Annotated in this window: 13 protein-coding genes; 4 read left to right on the top strand and 9 right to left on the bottom strand. The window is 47.5% G+C overall.

The features are described from left to right. Positions 1-3: 3 nt before the first annotated feature. Positions 4-645, bottom strand: a complete 642-nt coding sequence (locus RS891_RS05230) for a carbohydrate-binding family 9-like protein (RefSeq protein ID WP_315794666.1) — start codon at positions 643-645, stop codon at positions 4-6. Positions 646-840: 195 nt separating this feature from the next. Between RS891_RS05230 and RS891_RS05225 the strand changes: the two genes are divergently transcribed. Both RS891_RS05225 and arr read left to right on the top strand, forming a co-directional pair. After that, positions 841-1,746, top strand: a complete 906-nt coding sequence (locus tag RS891_RS05225) for a helix-turn-helix transcriptional regulator (protein WP_315794665.1) — start codon at positions 841-843, stop codon at positions 1,744-1,746. Positions 1,747-1,987: 241 nt separating this feature from the next. Next, the gene (gene arr / locus RS891_RS05220) at positions 1,988-2,404 is read left to right on the top strand and encodes an NAD(+)--rifampin ADP-ribosyltransferase (protein ID WP_315794664.1); all 417 of its coding nucleotides are present in this window, start codon (positions 1,988-1,990) and stop codon (positions 2,402-2,404) included. A gap of 59 nt (positions 2,405-2,463) precedes the next feature. On the opposite strand, the gene RS891_RS05215 is transcribed toward arr, so the two are convergent. The 5 genes from RS891_RS05215 to RS891_RS05195 form a co-directional block, all read right to left on the bottom strand. After that, entirely contained in the window at positions 2,464-3,492 is a 1,029-nt protein-coding gene (locus tag RS891_RS05215) for a LacI family DNA-binding transcriptional regulator (RefSeq protein WP_315794663.1), read from the bottom strand. A gap of 251 nt (positions 3,493-3,743) precedes the next feature. Continuing rightward, complete coding sequence (locus RS891_RS05210; protein ID WP_053784042.1) at positions 3,744-5,087, bottom strand: ABC transporter substrate-binding protein; 1,344 nt, start codon at positions 5,085-5,087, stop codon at positions 3,744-3,746. 70 nt (positions 5,088-5,157) lie between these two features. Beyond that, positions 5,158-5,991, bottom strand: coding sequence for a carbohydrate ABC transporter permease (locus RS891_RS05205; RefSeq protein ID WP_099855528.1), 834 nt, complete (start codon positions 5,989-5,991; stop codon positions 5,158-5,160). Between the two features lie 12 nt (positions 5,992-6,003). Beyond that, complete coding sequence (locus RS891_RS05200; RefSeq protein ID WP_072735121.1) at positions 6,004-6,894, bottom strand: carbohydrate ABC transporter permease; 891 nt, start codon at positions 6,892-6,894, stop codon at positions 6,004-6,006. Between the two features lie 11 nt (positions 6,895-6,905). Further along, the gene (locus RS891_RS05195; protein WP_315794662.1) at positions 6,906-8,006 is read right to left on the bottom strand and encodes a Gfo/Idh/MocA family protein; all 1,101 of its coding nucleotides are present in this window, start codon (positions 8,004-8,006) and stop codon (positions 6,906-6,908) included. A 645-nt stretch (positions 8,007-8,651) separates the two neighbouring features. Between RS891_RS05195 and RS891_RS05190 the strand changes: the two genes are divergently transcribed. After that, on the top strand, positions 8,652-10,643 hold the full coding sequence (locus RS891_RS05190; protein ID WP_315794661.1) for a DUF4832 domain-containing protein: 1,992 nt from the start codon (positions 8,652-8,654) through the stop codon (positions 10,641-10,643). 138 nt (positions 10,644-10,781) lie between these two features. Here RS891_RS05190 and RS891_RS05185 read toward each other — a convergent pair whose 3' ends face one another. Then, complete coding sequence (locus tag RS891_RS05185) at positions 10,782-11,345, bottom strand: TetR/AcrR family transcriptional regulator (RefSeq protein ID WP_113056063.1); 564 nt, start codon at positions 11,343-11,345, stop codon at positions 10,782-10,784. A 173-nt stretch (positions 11,346-11,518) separates the two neighbouring features. Between RS891_RS05185 and RS891_RS05180 the strand changes: the two genes are divergently transcribed. Beyond that, positions 11,519-12,538, top strand: a complete 1,020-nt coding sequence (locus tag RS891_RS05180) for an NADP-dependent oxidoreductase (RefSeq protein ID WP_315794660.1) — start codon at positions 11,519-11,521, stop codon at positions 12,536-12,538. Between the two features lie 59 nt (positions 12,539-12,597). Here the strand turns inward: RS891_RS05180 and RS891_RS05175 are convergent, their stop codons facing one another. Both RS891_RS05175 and RS891_RS05170 read right to left on the bottom strand, forming a co-directional pair. After that, positions 12,598-14,439, bottom strand: a complete 1,842-nt coding sequence (locus RS891_RS05175) for an ABC transporter ATP-binding protein (RefSeq protein ID WP_315794659.1) — start codon at positions 14,437-14,439, stop codon at positions 12,598-12,600. After that, on the bottom strand, positions 14,420-16,189 hold the full coding sequence (locus RS891_RS05170; RefSeq protein WP_315794658.1) for an ABC transporter ATP-binding protein: 1,770 nt from the start codon (positions 16,187-16,189) through the stop codon (positions 14,420-14,422). Before RS891_RS05170 ends, RS891_RS05175 begins: the two co-directional genes overlap by 20 nt. Positions 16,190-16,337 lie beyond the last annotated feature (148 nt).

The following is a 16,337-nucleotide window of genomic DNA, read 5'->3' as shown; positions in this document are numbered from 1 at the left end:
TAGCTATCCTAATTGAAAATGACCAAATCGGGCAGGCAAATGAAAGTTTACAGCACCCGTGGGCTGCCATGCCTGATACTCCCGATCTCCCTGCACATTCTCGTCAATTCGGTAAACGTTGACCCTCCAGCACCCCCCTTTAGTCAGGGGCGCCTTGAAGTTACTCGCTGGAATATGGATCACATACACCCGACGGCCCTGATGATCCACTTCCACAGCCGTTTGCAACCCCTCCAGCTGCCAGGTTACATCTACCTTCAATTCAGAACCTTCGCCGTTATTGTGGATGAATGTATCAAAAACCACGTTGTGCGGGCTTACCTCCAACTCGATGTAGTTCCTGCCATCGCCCTGTTCATCAATGAACAGTTCAACCACATCCTGCTCATACAAGGGCTGATCCCTTTCCGTGAAATCAGATACGACGTAATCATCCTGGCATACAAAGCGAATATGCAAGTATTCGGGACTCCAGCCAAAACGGACTTCCGTGGATTGATTAGGTGGTCTGCCTGTTACCGTGTCCACCAGTTCCACTGGAATACATCGTTCCCAATCCGCAGCCGAGGGGAATCCACACTGTGCAACTGAACTGAGGGGCTTGCAGCAATAACTCGTGCTCCGTTCCACAGGGAGAGAGTGCATCCTAATCCTCCCTTTTTAGCATAATCCGTGATGTTGTCTCTCTCGTAAGAACATGTGATAATACATATATTATAAATAACTTACGTGATCATTTATTTAGGAGATAAAGAGATTATTTGCATAATTCCGTTCAATTTCAGCTGATCTATTTTGATTAATTCCAACCTATATTCTTAGAAAAGGAGATGATTTGAAATGTCTCTCCAACAAGCGGGATATCCTGTGCAACGAACCGCCACTTACAAGGAATGGTCCCCGAGCGTGCATTACGCTCAGTTCCAGAGTCTTCCTCCTGGCAAACTGGCCAAGCGGCGTCTGTATGATTTTGAACTTCTGTACGTCTCTCAAGGTGAAGCGGCAACTTATATGAACGATAAACACCATATTCTGAAGGCGGGTCAGCTAATCTTGCTGCCTTCCGGTGTCTATCATCAGAATGAGGTGGTTTCGAGCCCGGAAGCACGTTTCATTGGCATTCATTTTGATTTCTTCAACGAATTGACCATTCAGACCGAGGCAGATATGGTTGTTAACGAAGAGACGGTTCTGCACCACAAATTCGCAGTGGAAGCTTGCGCAGAGGGCATGACGCCGCTATCTATCAACCCGGTGTATACCCCTTCTCCAGCTACCGTGCAGCTTATGGAGCAACTAGTACATGAATTTACGATGCGCCCACCGGGATATGAACTGGTATGCAAAGGCTTGATGCTGCAAATATTGACGCATCTGCTGCGTTCATCCTGGCGAAGGTCGTCACGCCATGATTCGGTACACGGGGAGAAGCTGCTCGAACTCATGAAACGTATAGAAGTCTCCCCATCCGACCCGTGGACCAATTCGGGCATCGCCAAACAATTGAACCTGAGTGTGGATCACATGGCCAAATTGTTCAAACAGATGGCGGGCATACCGCCCAACGAATACATTCAATCCGTCCGTCTGAGCGAGGCACGCAAACTATTGCGGGAAACCGATCATTCCATTGAGGCTGTCGGTGTACAAAGTGGTTACCCGGACATTCATTATTTCAGCCGCATGTTCCGCAAATATGAAGGCATTTCACCTCGGGAATACCGGAAGTTATCCAGAATGTTATAAAAAAAGGAGCAGCCTGCCAATGTGCAGTCTGCTCCATGCTTTTTGAAATATCGTTTAGACAAATGGTTCATTTTTCCGAGCCAAACCATAACTTTTAATTCAGCCTATATAGGTAATTTCCGCTCAATATCATTCTCTCTACTTATATTGTAACGTTATTTTCATGTTTTTTATAGACTGTTTTTTTTGCGATTCCTACACTATACTGCTTAATACAATTCTAAAAAAGAGGTGCATCAGTATGGATGATCCAAAAAATGTCTTAGATAATGGCCCTTTTTTTCATGGTACTAAAGCAGAACTGAACATTGGAGATTTATTAGAACCGCAATACTTATCCAATTACCAAGATAAAAAATCTAACTATATTTACTTTACGGGAACACTAAATGCTGCCAAGTGGGGTGCTGAATTAGCAAAAACGAACGCCAAAGAAAGAATCTACATTGTAGAACCATTAGGAGATTTTGAAAATGATCCTAACTTAACTGATAAAAAATTCCCCGGCAACCCAACACGCTCATACAGATCTAAATCACCTCTAAAAATAGTAGCTGAATTAGCTTCATGGGAAAGACACTCCGATGAAGAGATAAATCATATGCTCACATCTTTAAAAAAATTAAGTGATGAAGGGAAAAATGTGATCTACGATTAATTCTTAACCAAAAAGTTCCCTTCGTCCAAATCTGGACAAGGGAACTCTTTGGTTAAAAGCTATTTTATTTTGCCATTGGAAGACTGGCGGAATATACAGCGGTACGGTACGATCATTTTGACTGCCACTTCATACGAATGATCCAGATAATCGAGCAGCTGTTTCACCGCGAACATGCCCATCTCCAGCTTGGGTACATGGATGGTCGATAGCGGTGGAGAGGTGAATTCGGATATTTCAATATTATCTACCCCAAAAAAGGCAATATCCTCCGGAATGCGGAGCCCCTGTTCGGTTGCAGCACGCATGGCCGCAATCGCCATCATATCACTGGCTGCAAAGATGGCCGTAGGTCTGTTCGCATTATTGGTAAATGCCTGCTTGGTCAATTCATAACTTAGCGAAACATCCCATTTCACATCGATCACCCAATCATTATCAATAGGTAATCCCGCATCAGTCATGGCACGCCGATAACCAAGAAATCGTTTTTCCTCCAGAAAATCATTCTTGAATTCTGCTCCGCCAATGTAGGCAATGATCCGATGCCCTTGGGCAATCAGATGATTCGTTGCTTCCCTCGCAGCCTCTTCACGATCATAACCGACGACCGGAATATCCGGGTCCGTAATATCCACACCCACAACAGTCCGTACATTGGTCTTAAGCCAGCGATAGGCTTCCGGATCAATCCGTTCCACCACAATCATGCCATCAATCTGATGTTCCTTCACCAGAGACTGCAGCTGTACAATATCCCCGTCATTTTCGATGCTGTACACAAATTCCAGACGCATGCCCGCTTCAGCAAGCTGCTTCTCAATGCCTTCCATAATGACAGAAAAATACGGACTGTTGTATTTATTTTGGGGAATGGCTACCACACAGCCAATCGCATATGCCGTCTTGGGCTGAACCTTTTTCTTCTTGGCCGGACGCTGTGAACGGTAGCCCAGTTCCTCAGCGGTGTCCCATATTTTTTTGCGGGTTTCATCGCTGACCGATCGATTGACATCGTTCTTCATCACACGTGAAACGGTAGAGATCGATACACCAACGCGGTCTGCAATATCCTTCAATTTTGCCATGTGAAGTCCCCACCTTTCCTCTACCTATGTATTTAAACCCCATTCGTATTGGGGCAATTTCATCTTAGCAAGCACAAATTTGCGGCAAATATAATTCTATATTTCTACTGGCCAGAAGTCAATGAAATGGTGCACGGGAGCAGTCTTTTATAAAAGAATAGCGGCAGTCGGGGAGCTTGCTGTCCCCCATAACTGCCGCAATTTTAATTCTTTTATGAAAACGTATGAAGCATTGTCACCTCTATATCTGCTTATTGCATCTTGGAGGCCAAATCCTTAAGTGCTGCGTTCAGATCACCATCTCCGGCAAGCGGAAGTTTGAGTGATTGCTCACCATACGTCCAGACCAGATCGGTTTTCTTGGTTGTAAAGGGAGATACAATGCCATACTGCTGCGCATCCAGGAAGATTTTATTATCTTCACCTACAGTGGCAATATAAGCATCCGCTGCGGCCTTGTTCGCCGGAATCGAGTATCCCTGCTTCGCCAGTTCTGTCTGACCTTCCGGACCTGCCAGCCAAGCCAGCAGCTTGTAAGCCGCCTCTTCATGTTTTGTATTGGAGCTGATGGCAAGACCTGCTGGCTGAACAACGGTTTGGTTCGTTTTGAATTTCGGCAAATAGGAGATACCATAATCCACACCAGCCTCCTGGTAGTTGGTTGTATTCCAGCTGCCACCCGGATTCATCGCTACTTTGGATGTCGTAATCGCAAGGTTCACCTGTCCACCCAAACCTTCAATCTGTGCAGGTGTGGTGTTGATCTTTTTATTTTTGGTCAAGTCGATAAAATAGTTCAGCACTTCCATCGCTTCAGGTGTCTCAAGTGCCAGGGAGCCATCGTCATTCACCAGTTTCGCACCGTTGGACCACAACTCCGGCTCCAGGAACCAATCCATCGTTGACCCTGGTGAAATGGACAAGCCCCACTGCACAATGTTTCCTGCGTCAAAACCCGCTTCGTCTGCGCTTTTCCCGTTCTTATCCAGCGTCAGCTTGGTTGCAATGTCGGTAATTTCATCCCACGTTGGCTCAAGCGATGGAACGGGAGCTTTATGAGGATTCGTGGCTTCATTCTCAAAGATCGCTTTGTTGTAATACCATACGATGACGTTGGCATCGATAGGTAGGGATACTTGTTTACCCTGGTATTGATGAAGGCCGAGCAGACTTTTGTCCACATTGTTCAGATCAAACTGATTTTCCGCGAGCAAGCCGTCCAATTCCTTGAAAATGCCCAGCTCGGCGTATTTCTCCACGTATGCATAACTCGTTTTGAACACGTCCGGAAGTGTGCCCCCAGCTGCATTCGCTGTTAGTCCGTCCCAGTAGCTGCCCCAATCCTTGCCTTCGAGTTTGACCTTAATATCGGTATTGGCCTTCATGAACTGATCCAGCAGTTCCTGTGTACGATGAAGCTCTTCTGCCGTCCCCCATTGAGAGTATGTGATCGTTACAGGTTCACTCTGACTGCTGCCTGAACCAGAAGAGTCGGCGTTTTCGGACGATCCCCCATTTCCACATCCACTGATCACCACCATTGTAGCAAGTACAAGTGCCCATACATTGAATAGCCGTTTACTCTTCGCTCTCATATACACAGCTCCCCTTTAAGTCTTATCAATAAGTCCTGTTCACCTGAAAACCGGAAAGCAGGCAGCCACTCTACCCTTTGGTGCCCGTAAGCACCACCCCCTCGACGATATAACGTTGTGCAAACAGATACAGCAGACCGATAGGTACAATACTTATAAATGCACCCGCAGCGAGCGCCGGCAAATCCTGGCTCGTCTGACCAATCAGCAGCTGCAAGCCCACACTCAGCGTGAACATTTCTGCGTTTTTGATATACAGGAACGGCCCCAGAAAATCGAGCCAGGAATTCACAAAGGCAAAAATAATGGTCGTCATAATAATAGGTTTGGACAGCGGCATAATGACTCGTGCATATACCGTCCAGCGATTGCCGCCATCGAGATATGTAGCCTCATCCAGCTCCTGGGGAATGGTCATGAAAAACTGTCGGAACAGGAAGATATAATAGGCGCCTCCTAGCCAGGCTGGAACAATGAGCGGCAACCAGGTGTCAATCCAGTTCAGCTTGGAAAAAAGGACGTACGAGGGAATCATCATAATGGATGGAGGAATCATTAAGGTAACAAGCACGACCGGGAACAGAATATTCCGATACTTCGTTGCAAAACGGGAGAAACCGTAAGCGACAAGTGAACTGGACACCACCGCTCCCGCCGCAACAAAAAAGGAAATGATAAATGAGTTCTGAATCCACTGCCACATCATCGGCTGTACAGCGAACAACCGTTCAAAGGCTTCCAGACTGAATGTGTCTGGCAGGATGGTTGGAGGTACCTTGTAGGTTTCCGCTTTGGTTTTCAGCATGGTCGAGAGCATCCATACTAGAGGCCCTGCGAACAGCATTAATGCTACAATCAGCATGGTATATTGGGACGCTTTTACCGCTATTTTTCGGCTGTTCATGTAACTCTCCTCCTATCGTTCTCCCTCGTAATACACAAAGCGGTTGGATACTTTCATCAGGATCAGGGTGACAAGCGAGATCACGGCAAACAGGAAAATCGACTGCGTCATCGCCATGCTGAATTTCAGATCGGTAAAGGCCGACTTGTATATATTGTAGACAAACGTATACGCAGAGTAGTTCGGACCACCCTTGGATAGCAGCAGTGCTTCCGTAAACATCTGAAAGTTATACATTGTCTGAATAATGATGACAAACAGGATGGAAGGACTGATCATCGGCAGCGTAATTTGGAAAAATCGGCGAATCCCGCTTGCACCGTCAATGGCAGCAGCTTCATACAAATGTCGGGGTACATTTTTCAGTGCAGCCAGGAAGATCAGTACTCCACTGCCCGAGATCCAGACCTGAAGCATGATGATGACCGGCTTGATCGTGTGCTCCCCGCCAATCCAGTCCACTTTGCCTATACCCAGCGCGCCAAGTCCGGCGTTCAGGATGCCGAATTCGGAGTTGAACACCAGCCGCCAGATAATAACCGTTGCCACAATGGGCACCAGGGTCGGTAAATAGAAGAAGGTGCGGAACAAGGCAATACCTTTGACATTAAAATTAAGCAGCATCGCCAGACCGAGCATACCCGCCGTTACGATCGGAACACCGAATACAACGAAAAACATCGTGTTCATCAAGCTTTTCAAGAAGATGGGATCATCCATCATGTGTGTAAAATTATCAATACCGACAAAATTGAAGTTGGTCGCTCCCGGAAGTCTCGCATCCGTAAAAGCGTAGAAGACCGAAGTCCCGAAAGGAAACAGGAAAAAGGTAATAAATCCGATAATCCAAGGCAAAATGAAGAGAAAAAACAGCAGTGTGTCATATTTTCTCAACCTGTTCATGATGACACCCCTCAGCCTGAAATTTCTTCTAAATAGACGTACCGTTCTTCCAAAATAGATTTCTCTGCCGCCAGGGCAATAAGCAGCGCGTTACGACCAACCTGCGCACTAGCAAAAGGCTGTCTGCCTTCCTGTACACATTTCAGAAAATCAATGCGTTGGGTCTGTCCACCGGTATGTCCACCCATAATGGAATCCGACGTCACATCAATCTCCAGATGGTCCTTCGTCCAGTCCTGTCCGCCAACGATATCAATCGTCTTGTCATTACGGGCCACCATCTGGCCGCCGTTCTCTCCGATCAGGCCAATCTCAAGCCCTTCTCCCATCAGATTGCGCGGTTTCAAATACATGCACAGGCCGAGATTGGCCTTACTGCCGTTATCATAATCAATGGTGATAAAGGCATGGTCCACGATGGAGGTATCCGAAATTTCTTTCGTCGGATAGTGACTGTATGAATTCTGAATTCGATTAGGCTCTCCTTGCTTCATGACATGCTGGCCTCCAGAGGCAAACACGCGGACAGGCTTCGCCTGGATCATCCAGTTGAAAATGTCGAAGTGATGACAATCCTTCTCCACAATCGCTCCCCCAGACTTGGTCTTGTCATAGAACCAATCCGCAGGTGGGAACGGGTCACGGAATTCCTTGCACCACATCAATTTCACGTCACCAAGGCGCCCGTTCTCCAATTCCTTCTCCATTCGGCGATACAGATTCGAATACCGATAAACCAATCCGATCTGCAATACCCGTCCCGAGGCTTCAGCCGCTTCTATAATGGCATCACAGTCCTCAATGGTATGGGCGACCGGTTTCTCCAGGAATACATGCTTACCCGCTTCCAGAAAAGCGACTGCCACTTCACGATGCAAATAGTTCGGTACACTGATGACCACCGCATCCAAATCTTCCTTGGCAAGCAGTTCACGATAATCGCTAACAATGGTGGGATTACTGTTCTTAAGTTCAGCCAGCGTACGTGCCACATTGGCTTCATTCATATCACAGATATAACGAACCTCACTATCCTCGAGCAAATCAAAACCAATGCAATGATGTGACCCCATGTCTCCTACACCGATAAAAGCCATTTTTATCTTTCCCATGCTTACACTCTCCGTTGCTCGTAAATTTGCGGCAAATGCCATGAAGCCAATTTGATGTTAAGAAATCTAACAGGACTGTGACTATGTAACGATAGTAAAATAGTTTTAATCCCTTGTCAATTGATTTTGGCTAAATTTTAAATTATTTTGCGGCAACATATTTACAGCGTATTTTACATACTACTAAACAGTATAACTCTTTATTCATCATAAATTAAGCGTTTACATTTTTGTTGTATTATCATATACTTTAATTTGTATCCATTTTTATTTGCGGCAAATATAATATTCAAATCTATCAATACTCATGTTCAAAATTCAATGAAACACGCTTATTTTCAATAGAAAACACAATAAATTCTGGAAAAATATCTGTTGAATCTCCTGTATCCATCCCCTATAATGCAATTTAGATACGGAATCCAAGAACTGAAAGCACATTTTATTTTTGCCGCAAACTAAAATTACATCTTTTCAATTGTTTATCCCCCAATTACTACCACGACTCTCACATAAAACGTCAATATCCCGCCACTTCATGTGGATTAGAAAGGAGTTGAGCTCTCCTAACTCTCCCCTCATAAAGAAATTCGGGGTGGGCATAACGAGTTATCATTCAAAATCCATTATTCAGGAGGAAATACCATGACAAGATTATTGGATCAAAGCAAGCGGAGCTTTGGACTATTTTTGGCTTTTGTCCTTATGATTACTCTGCTATTGCCTGCGGGAGCCTTGCCCAAAGCCTCTGCTGCAACCATCACCATTGATGGCAATGTCAGCGACTGGAGCAGCGTTAGTGCTCTCACCACCAATAGCGGCACTGCCCAGACGCTCAAGGCGACCAATGATGGAACCAACCTCTATCTGCTTATTCAAGGCTCTGGTCTGAGTACAACGATGGGCAACTTCTGGATCAATACCGATAACAATACTTCAACCGGTTACCAGGCTGCGGGCTGGGGAGTTACAGGAGTGGAGTGGCTGCTTGAAAATACGGGGTTATACCGCTATGGCGGCAGCGGGACCGACTGGGTCTGGAACTTCAACAGCACGTTGACCAGCTCCCAATTCTATCGCAGCTCCACCGTCATAGAGGTCGCTATTCCTCTCTCTACACTGCAAATCAGTGCAGGCAGCACAGTGCGAGTCGGGTACATCGACAACAGCTCGGATACATCGAGATTGCCCGCGGCTGGACAAACACTGCCCGCTTACCTTCTGACCTCGGCTGGATCAGGTGGCGGTACAGGGAACAATACCGTGGTGAATCCCGTAGAGCTGGACAGCCCACTCAACAACCCATTCAAAGGCTGGGCGCCTTCAGCCAAGAGCACAACCTATGCACAGCCACACAGGCTCGTATATGCCGGAGTGACTTGGAAGGAGCTTGAATCTACCAAGGGCACATATGATTTTAGTGCAATTGAAGCCGCCAACAATTTTGCCTACTGGAAAAGTAAAGGCGTCAAAGTGGTGTTCCGCTTCATTCTGGACAGCCCGACAGGACAGGCTCACAGGGATATTCCCGACTGGCTCTACAATGACATGATTGCCCGCGGTGAATCCCCGGGAACCGTATACAACGATACCACCGGAGGCATGGGTGCGGGAAACAACATGGGCTTCTCTCCGAACTACAACTCCACCTATCTGCAAGAACGCCACAAATTAGCCATTGAGGCCATTGCCGCAAGATACAACACCAATGATCGTCCGGTCGCCTTTGTCCAGATCGGTTCTCTCGGACACTGGGGCGAGTTCCATACATGGCCTTATGTCGGACCAAATGGGGAGACCAATTACACAGGCGCTTTCCCTACCAATGACATCTCGAACAAGTATGTCCAGCATTATATCGATGCTTTTGCCGGCAAAGAGGACAAAATGCAGGTTCTGATCCGGCGCAGTATCGCCCTCGCCAAAACCAATAATAAAGGCATGGTCATGGGCATGTTCAACGATGTGTTTGGACATAAAGACAGCTTCGATGCCGATTGGGGCTGGTACACAGGCACCCAGAATGGCTATTGGGATGACATCGGTCAACAACAGCCAGCACATGCGAACTTCTGGGAGACACGGATCTCAGGCGGCGAATTCTACGGGGGAGCTTCCGGCATGCTTGCAGCATTAACCACCGGTAGCGGATTTACGGAAACGTTACGTCAAACGGAGCTTAGCAAACCAAGTTGGTTGGGTCCGAATTCCCCTGCCTCGCTTCCTCTGAATCATGCCTTACAGGCCAATATCGATGCACTCAAGAAACGAATGGGTTACCACTTTGTGGTGAAGGAAATCTCGCACCCATCCACCATTAGCGGAAACACATTGACAACAACCATTAAAGTGGAGAATAAAGGCGTACAGCACTTCCCGTTTGCCTGGCCGGTTGAAATTCAGCTTCGCAGCGGCAATACCGTGGTGGCCAAGAAAACAACAACCGTTAATCTGACCACGTGGAAAACGGGTACCTACACCCTGACCGATTCCATTCCGGTCTCCGGTCTTGCTGCCGGAACCTATGATATCGCGATAGCGATCATTGACCCGGAAACGAATAAACCTGGCGTAGACTTTGCCAATACAAACAAGCTGACCGACGGCTCTTTCAAGCTGAGCAGTGTAACGAAGTAATCTGTGATTGATTCGACTAGTGAAAATGCAAAGAGCAGGAATGTAGGGCACTATGCCCTCATTCCTGCTCTTTCTTTTTTTTGATGATAACTATCTATCAACCGAACACAACAATCAGTAAACCCCAGCAACTCTCCTCTATACGTGAGGTACAGGTGTCATTTGATTGCGTTCCATCAGAATCCATAATTCATCAACCAATTCTTCTACGGAGTACGGTTCGGCTGAGGTAATCCACCATTCAATCATGCCAGCCAGCGCGGAAGCAAGGAATTGAATCATAATCCCCTTGTTCCTTCCCTGATTGATGCCACTCATGTCGATTTGTTTATCCAGTCCTCTCAACAGAGCAGCTTGCAAGCGAGTTCGAAATTCCGGAACACTTTGATCAGCCAACACTGCACCATAGAATAGGTCATGTTCTTTCAGATACCGAAAACTGTGCAGCAGAGCTTCTTTGGAAGGAAATATGCCAGTGACTCCGCAGAAGAGACTGCTCTCGATCAGTTCCACCAAATGGGATTTTATACACTGATCCAACAAATCAAACTTGTCCATAAAATGCAAATAAACCGTTCCGCGACTTACATTCGCTCGCTCTGCAATTTGATTAATCGTGATTTGCTCGAAATTTTTTTCGGACAGCAGTTGAATAAAGGCCTCTATAATCGATTCACGTGATTTTTGTATTCTTCTGTCCATTTTTACTCCTTTTATTATCGGATCTGAGTTTGAACAAAACAGTAGATTGTGTTCAATATTATACACATTCCACTGTTTTAACAATTGTCGTCCAATCCCATTATAAGTACGATCATTATATTGAACGGCTGGGAACAAATCAACTGACAGCCAGCAATACCGAATGGAGGACTATGATGAAAGCAGTAGTGATAGAAAATTACGGAGGCTCGGAGGTTTTTGCGGAGCAGGAGCTCGATATACCACATATTAGTGATACACAGGTGCTCGTGGAGATGAAGGCGACCACAGTATCTTCAGCGGATCAACTGATTAGGAGCGGAACATTCAGGCATTTCATGCCCACCCAATTCCCTTATGTTCTTGGAGTCGATATAACTGGAATCGTCGTGGCCACAGGGGAAAAGGTTACTCGTGTACAAACCGGGGATCGCGTTATTGCGGTGTCTCGTACAGGAGGTGGTTACGCTGAATATGTCGCAGTGGAAGAATCCGATCTTGCTGTGATAACGCAGTCCCTTTCCGATGCAGAAGCTGCTTCGGTCTCTGCGTCCGGCATGACGGCCTGGCAAGCCTTATTTCACTATGGTAAACTGCAGCCGGGACAGCGTATTCTGATCCACACCGGTGCAGGTGGCGTAGGACATATCGCCATACAATTAGCCAAACAACACGGCGCTTATGTGATCACCACGGCTCGGGCCCATAATCATTCATTTGTTCTTCAGCTCGGTGCCGACGAAGTCATTGATTATACAACAACCGACTTTGCTGAGATTTTGAGTCCTGTTGATGTCGTGCTGGATATGGTTCGCGACCCGGTTGTCGATAAAGTCACGGGAATCGGAGCAACAGAACTGAAAAATTACAGCATATTAAAGAATAATGGGACGTTCATTTCCCTTGTAAATCCGGCGATTGTTAAGCAACCTCTCATCCGAGGAATTGATGCCCAGTTTGCCTTAATCAGCCCCAATGCTAACGACTGGGAAGCGTTTATCCAATGGATTCAGACGAATAAGCTCGATATACATGTAGACAACGTATTCCCCTTTACCCGCCAAGGTGTAGCCGAAGCTCATAAATATTACGACACCCGGAATATGAGAGGAAAAATTGTCATCCAGAGGGATGTTATCACAGATGATCTATCTTCCATAGTTGCTCAAGAAACTGGGATGTCCGACTTGTAGCAGCAAAAAGAGCAAGTACTCGAACCCTTTTGAGGTTCAGTTACTCGCTCTTTTTTATTCTATTGCGCCTTGTTCCGCAGCTGACTGTAATACAGTTCGCTGTAGAAGCCACCTTGTTCGAGCAATGCGTCATGCGAACCTTGCTCCAAGAGCTGACCATCCTTCAGTACAAGAATACGATCGGCTTGGCGGATCGTGTTCAGCCTGTGAGCGATAACAAAGCTGGTGCGGCCTTGCATTAGGCGCTGCAGCCCTTCCTGGATTTTGATCTCCGTGACGGTATCGATACTGCTGGTCGCCTCGTCCAATACAAGGATGGACGGATCAGCCAGAATTGCCCGGGCAATCGCAAGTAGCTGCTTCTGTCCCTGACTGATGCCACTTCCGTCGGCCTGAAGCACTTTGTCATACCCATCCTTCATCCGTATGATGAACGAATGCGCATTTGCCAGCCTCGAAGCAGCTTCCACCTCTTCGTCGGTCGCATCCAGGCGGCCGAAACGGATATTTTCCCGAATCGTGCCCTGGAACAGGAATGAATCTTGAAGAACAAATGCCATATGTGAGCGTAAATTCTCGCGCCGAATGGTCGTAATGTCACGTCCATCCACCGTTAGTGTACCGGATGTAGGATCATAGAAGCGGGATAACAGCTGAATCAATGTTGTTTTCCCTGCTCCGGTCGGACCTACCAGAGCAATCATCTCGCCCGGCTTGGCTTCAAAGTTAATTTCATGCAAAATATTGCGTCCTTCATCGTATCCAAAGGATACTTTGTCGAAGCGAACGGCTCCCTCTACCTTTTCAAGAGATACTGCTGCACCTTCATCCTTCGCTTCTTCATCCTCATCCAATACCTCGAACACGCGCTCTGCCCCAGCAATCGCAGACAGCAATGTGTTCCACTGGTTGGCCAGATCGTTGAGCGGACGGGTAAACTGACGGGCATATTCTACGAAAATGATAATCACGCCGACTGTAACGGAACCTTGAATCGCCAAGATCCCGCCGATGCCTGCGACAATCGCAAAGCTCAGGTTGTTCAGGCCATTCATCAGCTTTGGAATAAAACCGGAGATGGTCTGTGCCCAGAAACCAGACAACCGGATTTTCGTATTTCGTTCCTCAAACCCGCGAATGACCCGTTCCTCTTGCGAGAAAGCCTTGATAATCTTCTGGCCGGACAAGGTTTCCTCAATGTACCCATTAAGTTCGCCGAGATTACGTTGACGCTGCTTGAACAATGGGCCGGTTCTACGCGTAATCCAGCGCATGCCAATGGCCATCAGCGGTACGACGATAAATGTAAGCAAGGTCAGCAGCGGACTTAACCAAAGCATCACGCCAAACGTTCCGATTAGTGTTAACACACTGGAGAAAATCTGGATGGCCGAGCTGTTCAGCGTACCGCTGACATTCTCAATGTCGTTGGTGACCCGGCTCATGATCTCTCCTTGCTGACGCTTGCCGAAGAATGGAATCGGCAGTTTGTGCAGATGGGAGAACAGATCATACCGCATGCGGAACACGGTCTCCTGTGCAATTTCGATCATCCATATATTTTGCAGCCATGACGACAAGGAAAAGAGAACATAGACGGCCACCAGACCCAATAAAAATGTCGTCCAGCTGGAACTCGTTGCTTCTCCATCAATGAATTTATCCACAGCTACACCGACCATATAAGGTCCAAGCAAAGCGAGCGCGGAACTGGCAAATACCATCAACAGCACCATCGTCAGCTTGACCTTGCGACGGGCCAGATACGCCCAGATCCGGCCTAACGTACCGGACCAGTTCTTCGCCCTTGCCTTCGGTTTGCGACCTCCACCTGCCTTCAGCGTCTCGGGATCAATCGGCGGTGGGGGCTGACGGAAAGGTTCAATGAATGCTTTGAACATGTGGTGTACCCTCCCCGTATTGTGATTCATAGATTCGGCGATACAGTTCGGATGAATCCATCAGATCCTCATGTTTCCCCTGTCCAATCAGACGTCCATCGTCCAACAGCAGAATCAGATCCGCAGAGGTGGTTGAACTGATCTTCTGCGTAATAATGAACGTTGTACACGACAGCTCTTCCAGTGCTCCCAGCAGCCTTGCTTCCGTGGCTACATCGAGAGCACTTGTACTGTCATCCAGAATCAAGATGCTTGGACGACGAATCAATGCACGGGCAATCGAGAGCCGCTGCTTCTGTCCACCCGACAGATTGACTCCCCGCTGTCCCAGTTGTGTATCGTAGCCATTCGGCAGATTCTCAATAGTCTCGTGAATTTGGGCACGCCGCGCTGCTTCCTTAATCTCTTCGAGCGTTGCGTCCTCCCGCCCCCAGGCGATGTTATCGCGTACCGATCCGGTAAAGAGGACCACCTCCTGCGGCACATAACCAATGGCTCCGCGTAATGTGGAAATGTCCAACTGTTCTGCATCATTACCATCGATACGCACGTTGCCTTGATCTTCGGTATAAAGCCTTGGTATAAGCTGTACCAGTGAGGATTTACCGGAGCCCGTCGCTCCCATGATGGCGATTCGCTCACCTCGTTTGGCTGAGAATGTAATGTCCTCCAGCACGGTAATTTCACTGCCTGGATAGCTGAATCCTACACCCCGAAAATCAACTGCACCCTGGATAACAGAATTGCCTTTCCCTTTACCCGTTTGTGCAGAACGGTCTGTTTCCATCGATTGACCTGCTTCCGAGACTTCCTCCGTATCAAAAACTTCATTAAGCCGCTGTGCCGAAGCACTCGCTCTGGAGAAAGTCACCAGAATCCATGACAGTGCAGACATGGCGCCAATAGTGCGAAGCAGATAGTTAATGACGGCGACCACTTCACCCACGGTTGCACTTCCGGTAGTGATGTCACGTCGTCCAAACCATAGCACGGCGATGATGCAGCCATTCATCATGAACAGCATGAATGGCATCGTCGTCTCCGTCAAGCGCAGCGCGGAGATTGTGCCCTTCATCAGCTTGCCGCTATACCCGGCGAAGCGTTCAATCTCGTGGCCCATCCGGACGAAGACACGGATCAGCCGGATGCCTGTCAGATTTTCCTGGATGACACCGTTAACGGCATCCAGTCTGCGCTGCACATTGCGGAACAGCAGCGCTGCCTTTTTGATCATCCAGATAACAAACACGAGCAGCACAGGCACCATCACAACGAGCAGCAGACCCAACTTCGGATTCACCACTACCGCCATAATCATGCTCCCAATCACCACCAGCGGCACACGCGTCATGAATCGCAGACTCATAAACACCGTATCCTGCACCTGTGTAACATCCCCGGTCAATCGGGTAATCAGGGATGATGTGGCAAAACGGTTAAACACTGCATAAGAGAACGCTTGCACTTTATCATACAGCTTCTCCCGCAGATCGTAACCGAAGCCGAGGCTCGCATGTGACGCAAAAAAAGAACTCGCAATACCCGCGGCAAACGCCACGACGGCACTGCCCACAAGCACCCCACCCCATAGCCAAACCACTGACAGATCTCCTTGCTGGATACCGTTATCAATGATCTTCGAGATTAAATAGGGTTGAGCCAGTTCGACCGTCAATTCAATCAGCATCATGACCAGTGCTGCGATGGCGGCGACTCGATACTTCTTCAAGTAGTACAACAGCTTGATCATTTACATTCCTCCGGCCCAGAGCGTCTAATCTTCGTGACGATTCGGTATGTACACGCAGCCAGCTCCGTTAGTCTCTTTCCATAACTCTATGTAAAATTTCACGTATCCAATACGCTTATTATATCGCATTTTGAACCTTCAAATCGCT

This window comes from Paenibacillus sp. BIC5C1 (assembly GCF_032399705.1).
Classification (GTDB): Bacteria; Bacillota; Bacilli; order Paenibacillales; family Paenibacillaceae; genus Paenibacillus; species Paenibacillus taichungensis_A.
This window is presented reverse-complemented; position numbering and strand designations above follow the sequence as displayed.

Coding starts and splice junctions, on each gene's coding strand:
- RS891_RS05230 (WP_315794666.1), bottom strand. CDS start 645: ATGCACTCTCTCCCTGTGGAACGGAGCACGAGTTATTGCTGCAAGCCC.
- RS891_RS05205 (WP_099855528.1), bottom strand. CDS start 5,991: ATGAACAGCCGAAAAATAGCGGTAAAAGCGTCCCAATATACCATGCTG.
- RS891_RS05175 (WP_315794659.1), bottom strand. CDS start 14,439: ATGTTCAAAGCATTCATTGAACCTTTCCGTCAGCCCCCACCGCCGATT.
- RS891_RS05195 (WP_315794662.1), bottom strand. CDS start 8,006: ATGGGAAAGATAAAAATGGCTTTTATCGGTGTAGGAGACATGGGGTCA.
- RS891_RS05210 (WP_053784042.1), bottom strand. CDS start 5,087: ATGAGAGCGAAGAGTAAACGGCTATTCAATGTATGGGCACTTGTACTT.
- RS891_RS05170 (WP_315794658.1), bottom strand. CDS start 16,189: ATGATCAAGCTGTTGTACTACTTGAAGAAGTATCGAGTCGCCGCCATC.
- arr (WP_315794664.1), top strand. CDS start 1,988: ATGGATGATCCAAAAAATGTCTTAGATAATGGCCCTTTTTTTCATGGT.
- RS891_RS05200 (WP_072735121.1), bottom strand. CDS start 6,894: ATGAACAGGTTGAGAAAATATGACACACTGCTGTTTTTTCTCTTCATT.
- RS891_RS05190 (WP_315794661.1), top strand. CDS start 8,652: ATGACAAGATTATTGGATCAAAGCAAGCGGAGCTTTGGACTATTTTTG.
- RS891_RS05180 (WP_315794660.1), top strand. CDS start 11,519: ATGATGAAAGCAGTAGTGATAGAAAATTACGGAGGCTCGGAGGTTTTT.
- RS891_RS05215 (WP_315794663.1), bottom strand. CDS start 3,492: ATGGCAAAATTGAAGGATATTGCAGACCGCGTTGGTGTATCGATCTCT.
- RS891_RS05225 (WP_315794665.1), top strand. CDS start 841: ATGTCTCTCCAACAAGCGGGATATCCTGTGCAACGAACCGCCACTTAC.
- RS891_RS05185 (WP_113056063.1), bottom strand. CDS start 11,345: ATGGACAGAAGAATACAAAAATCACGTGAATCGATTATAGAGGCCTTT.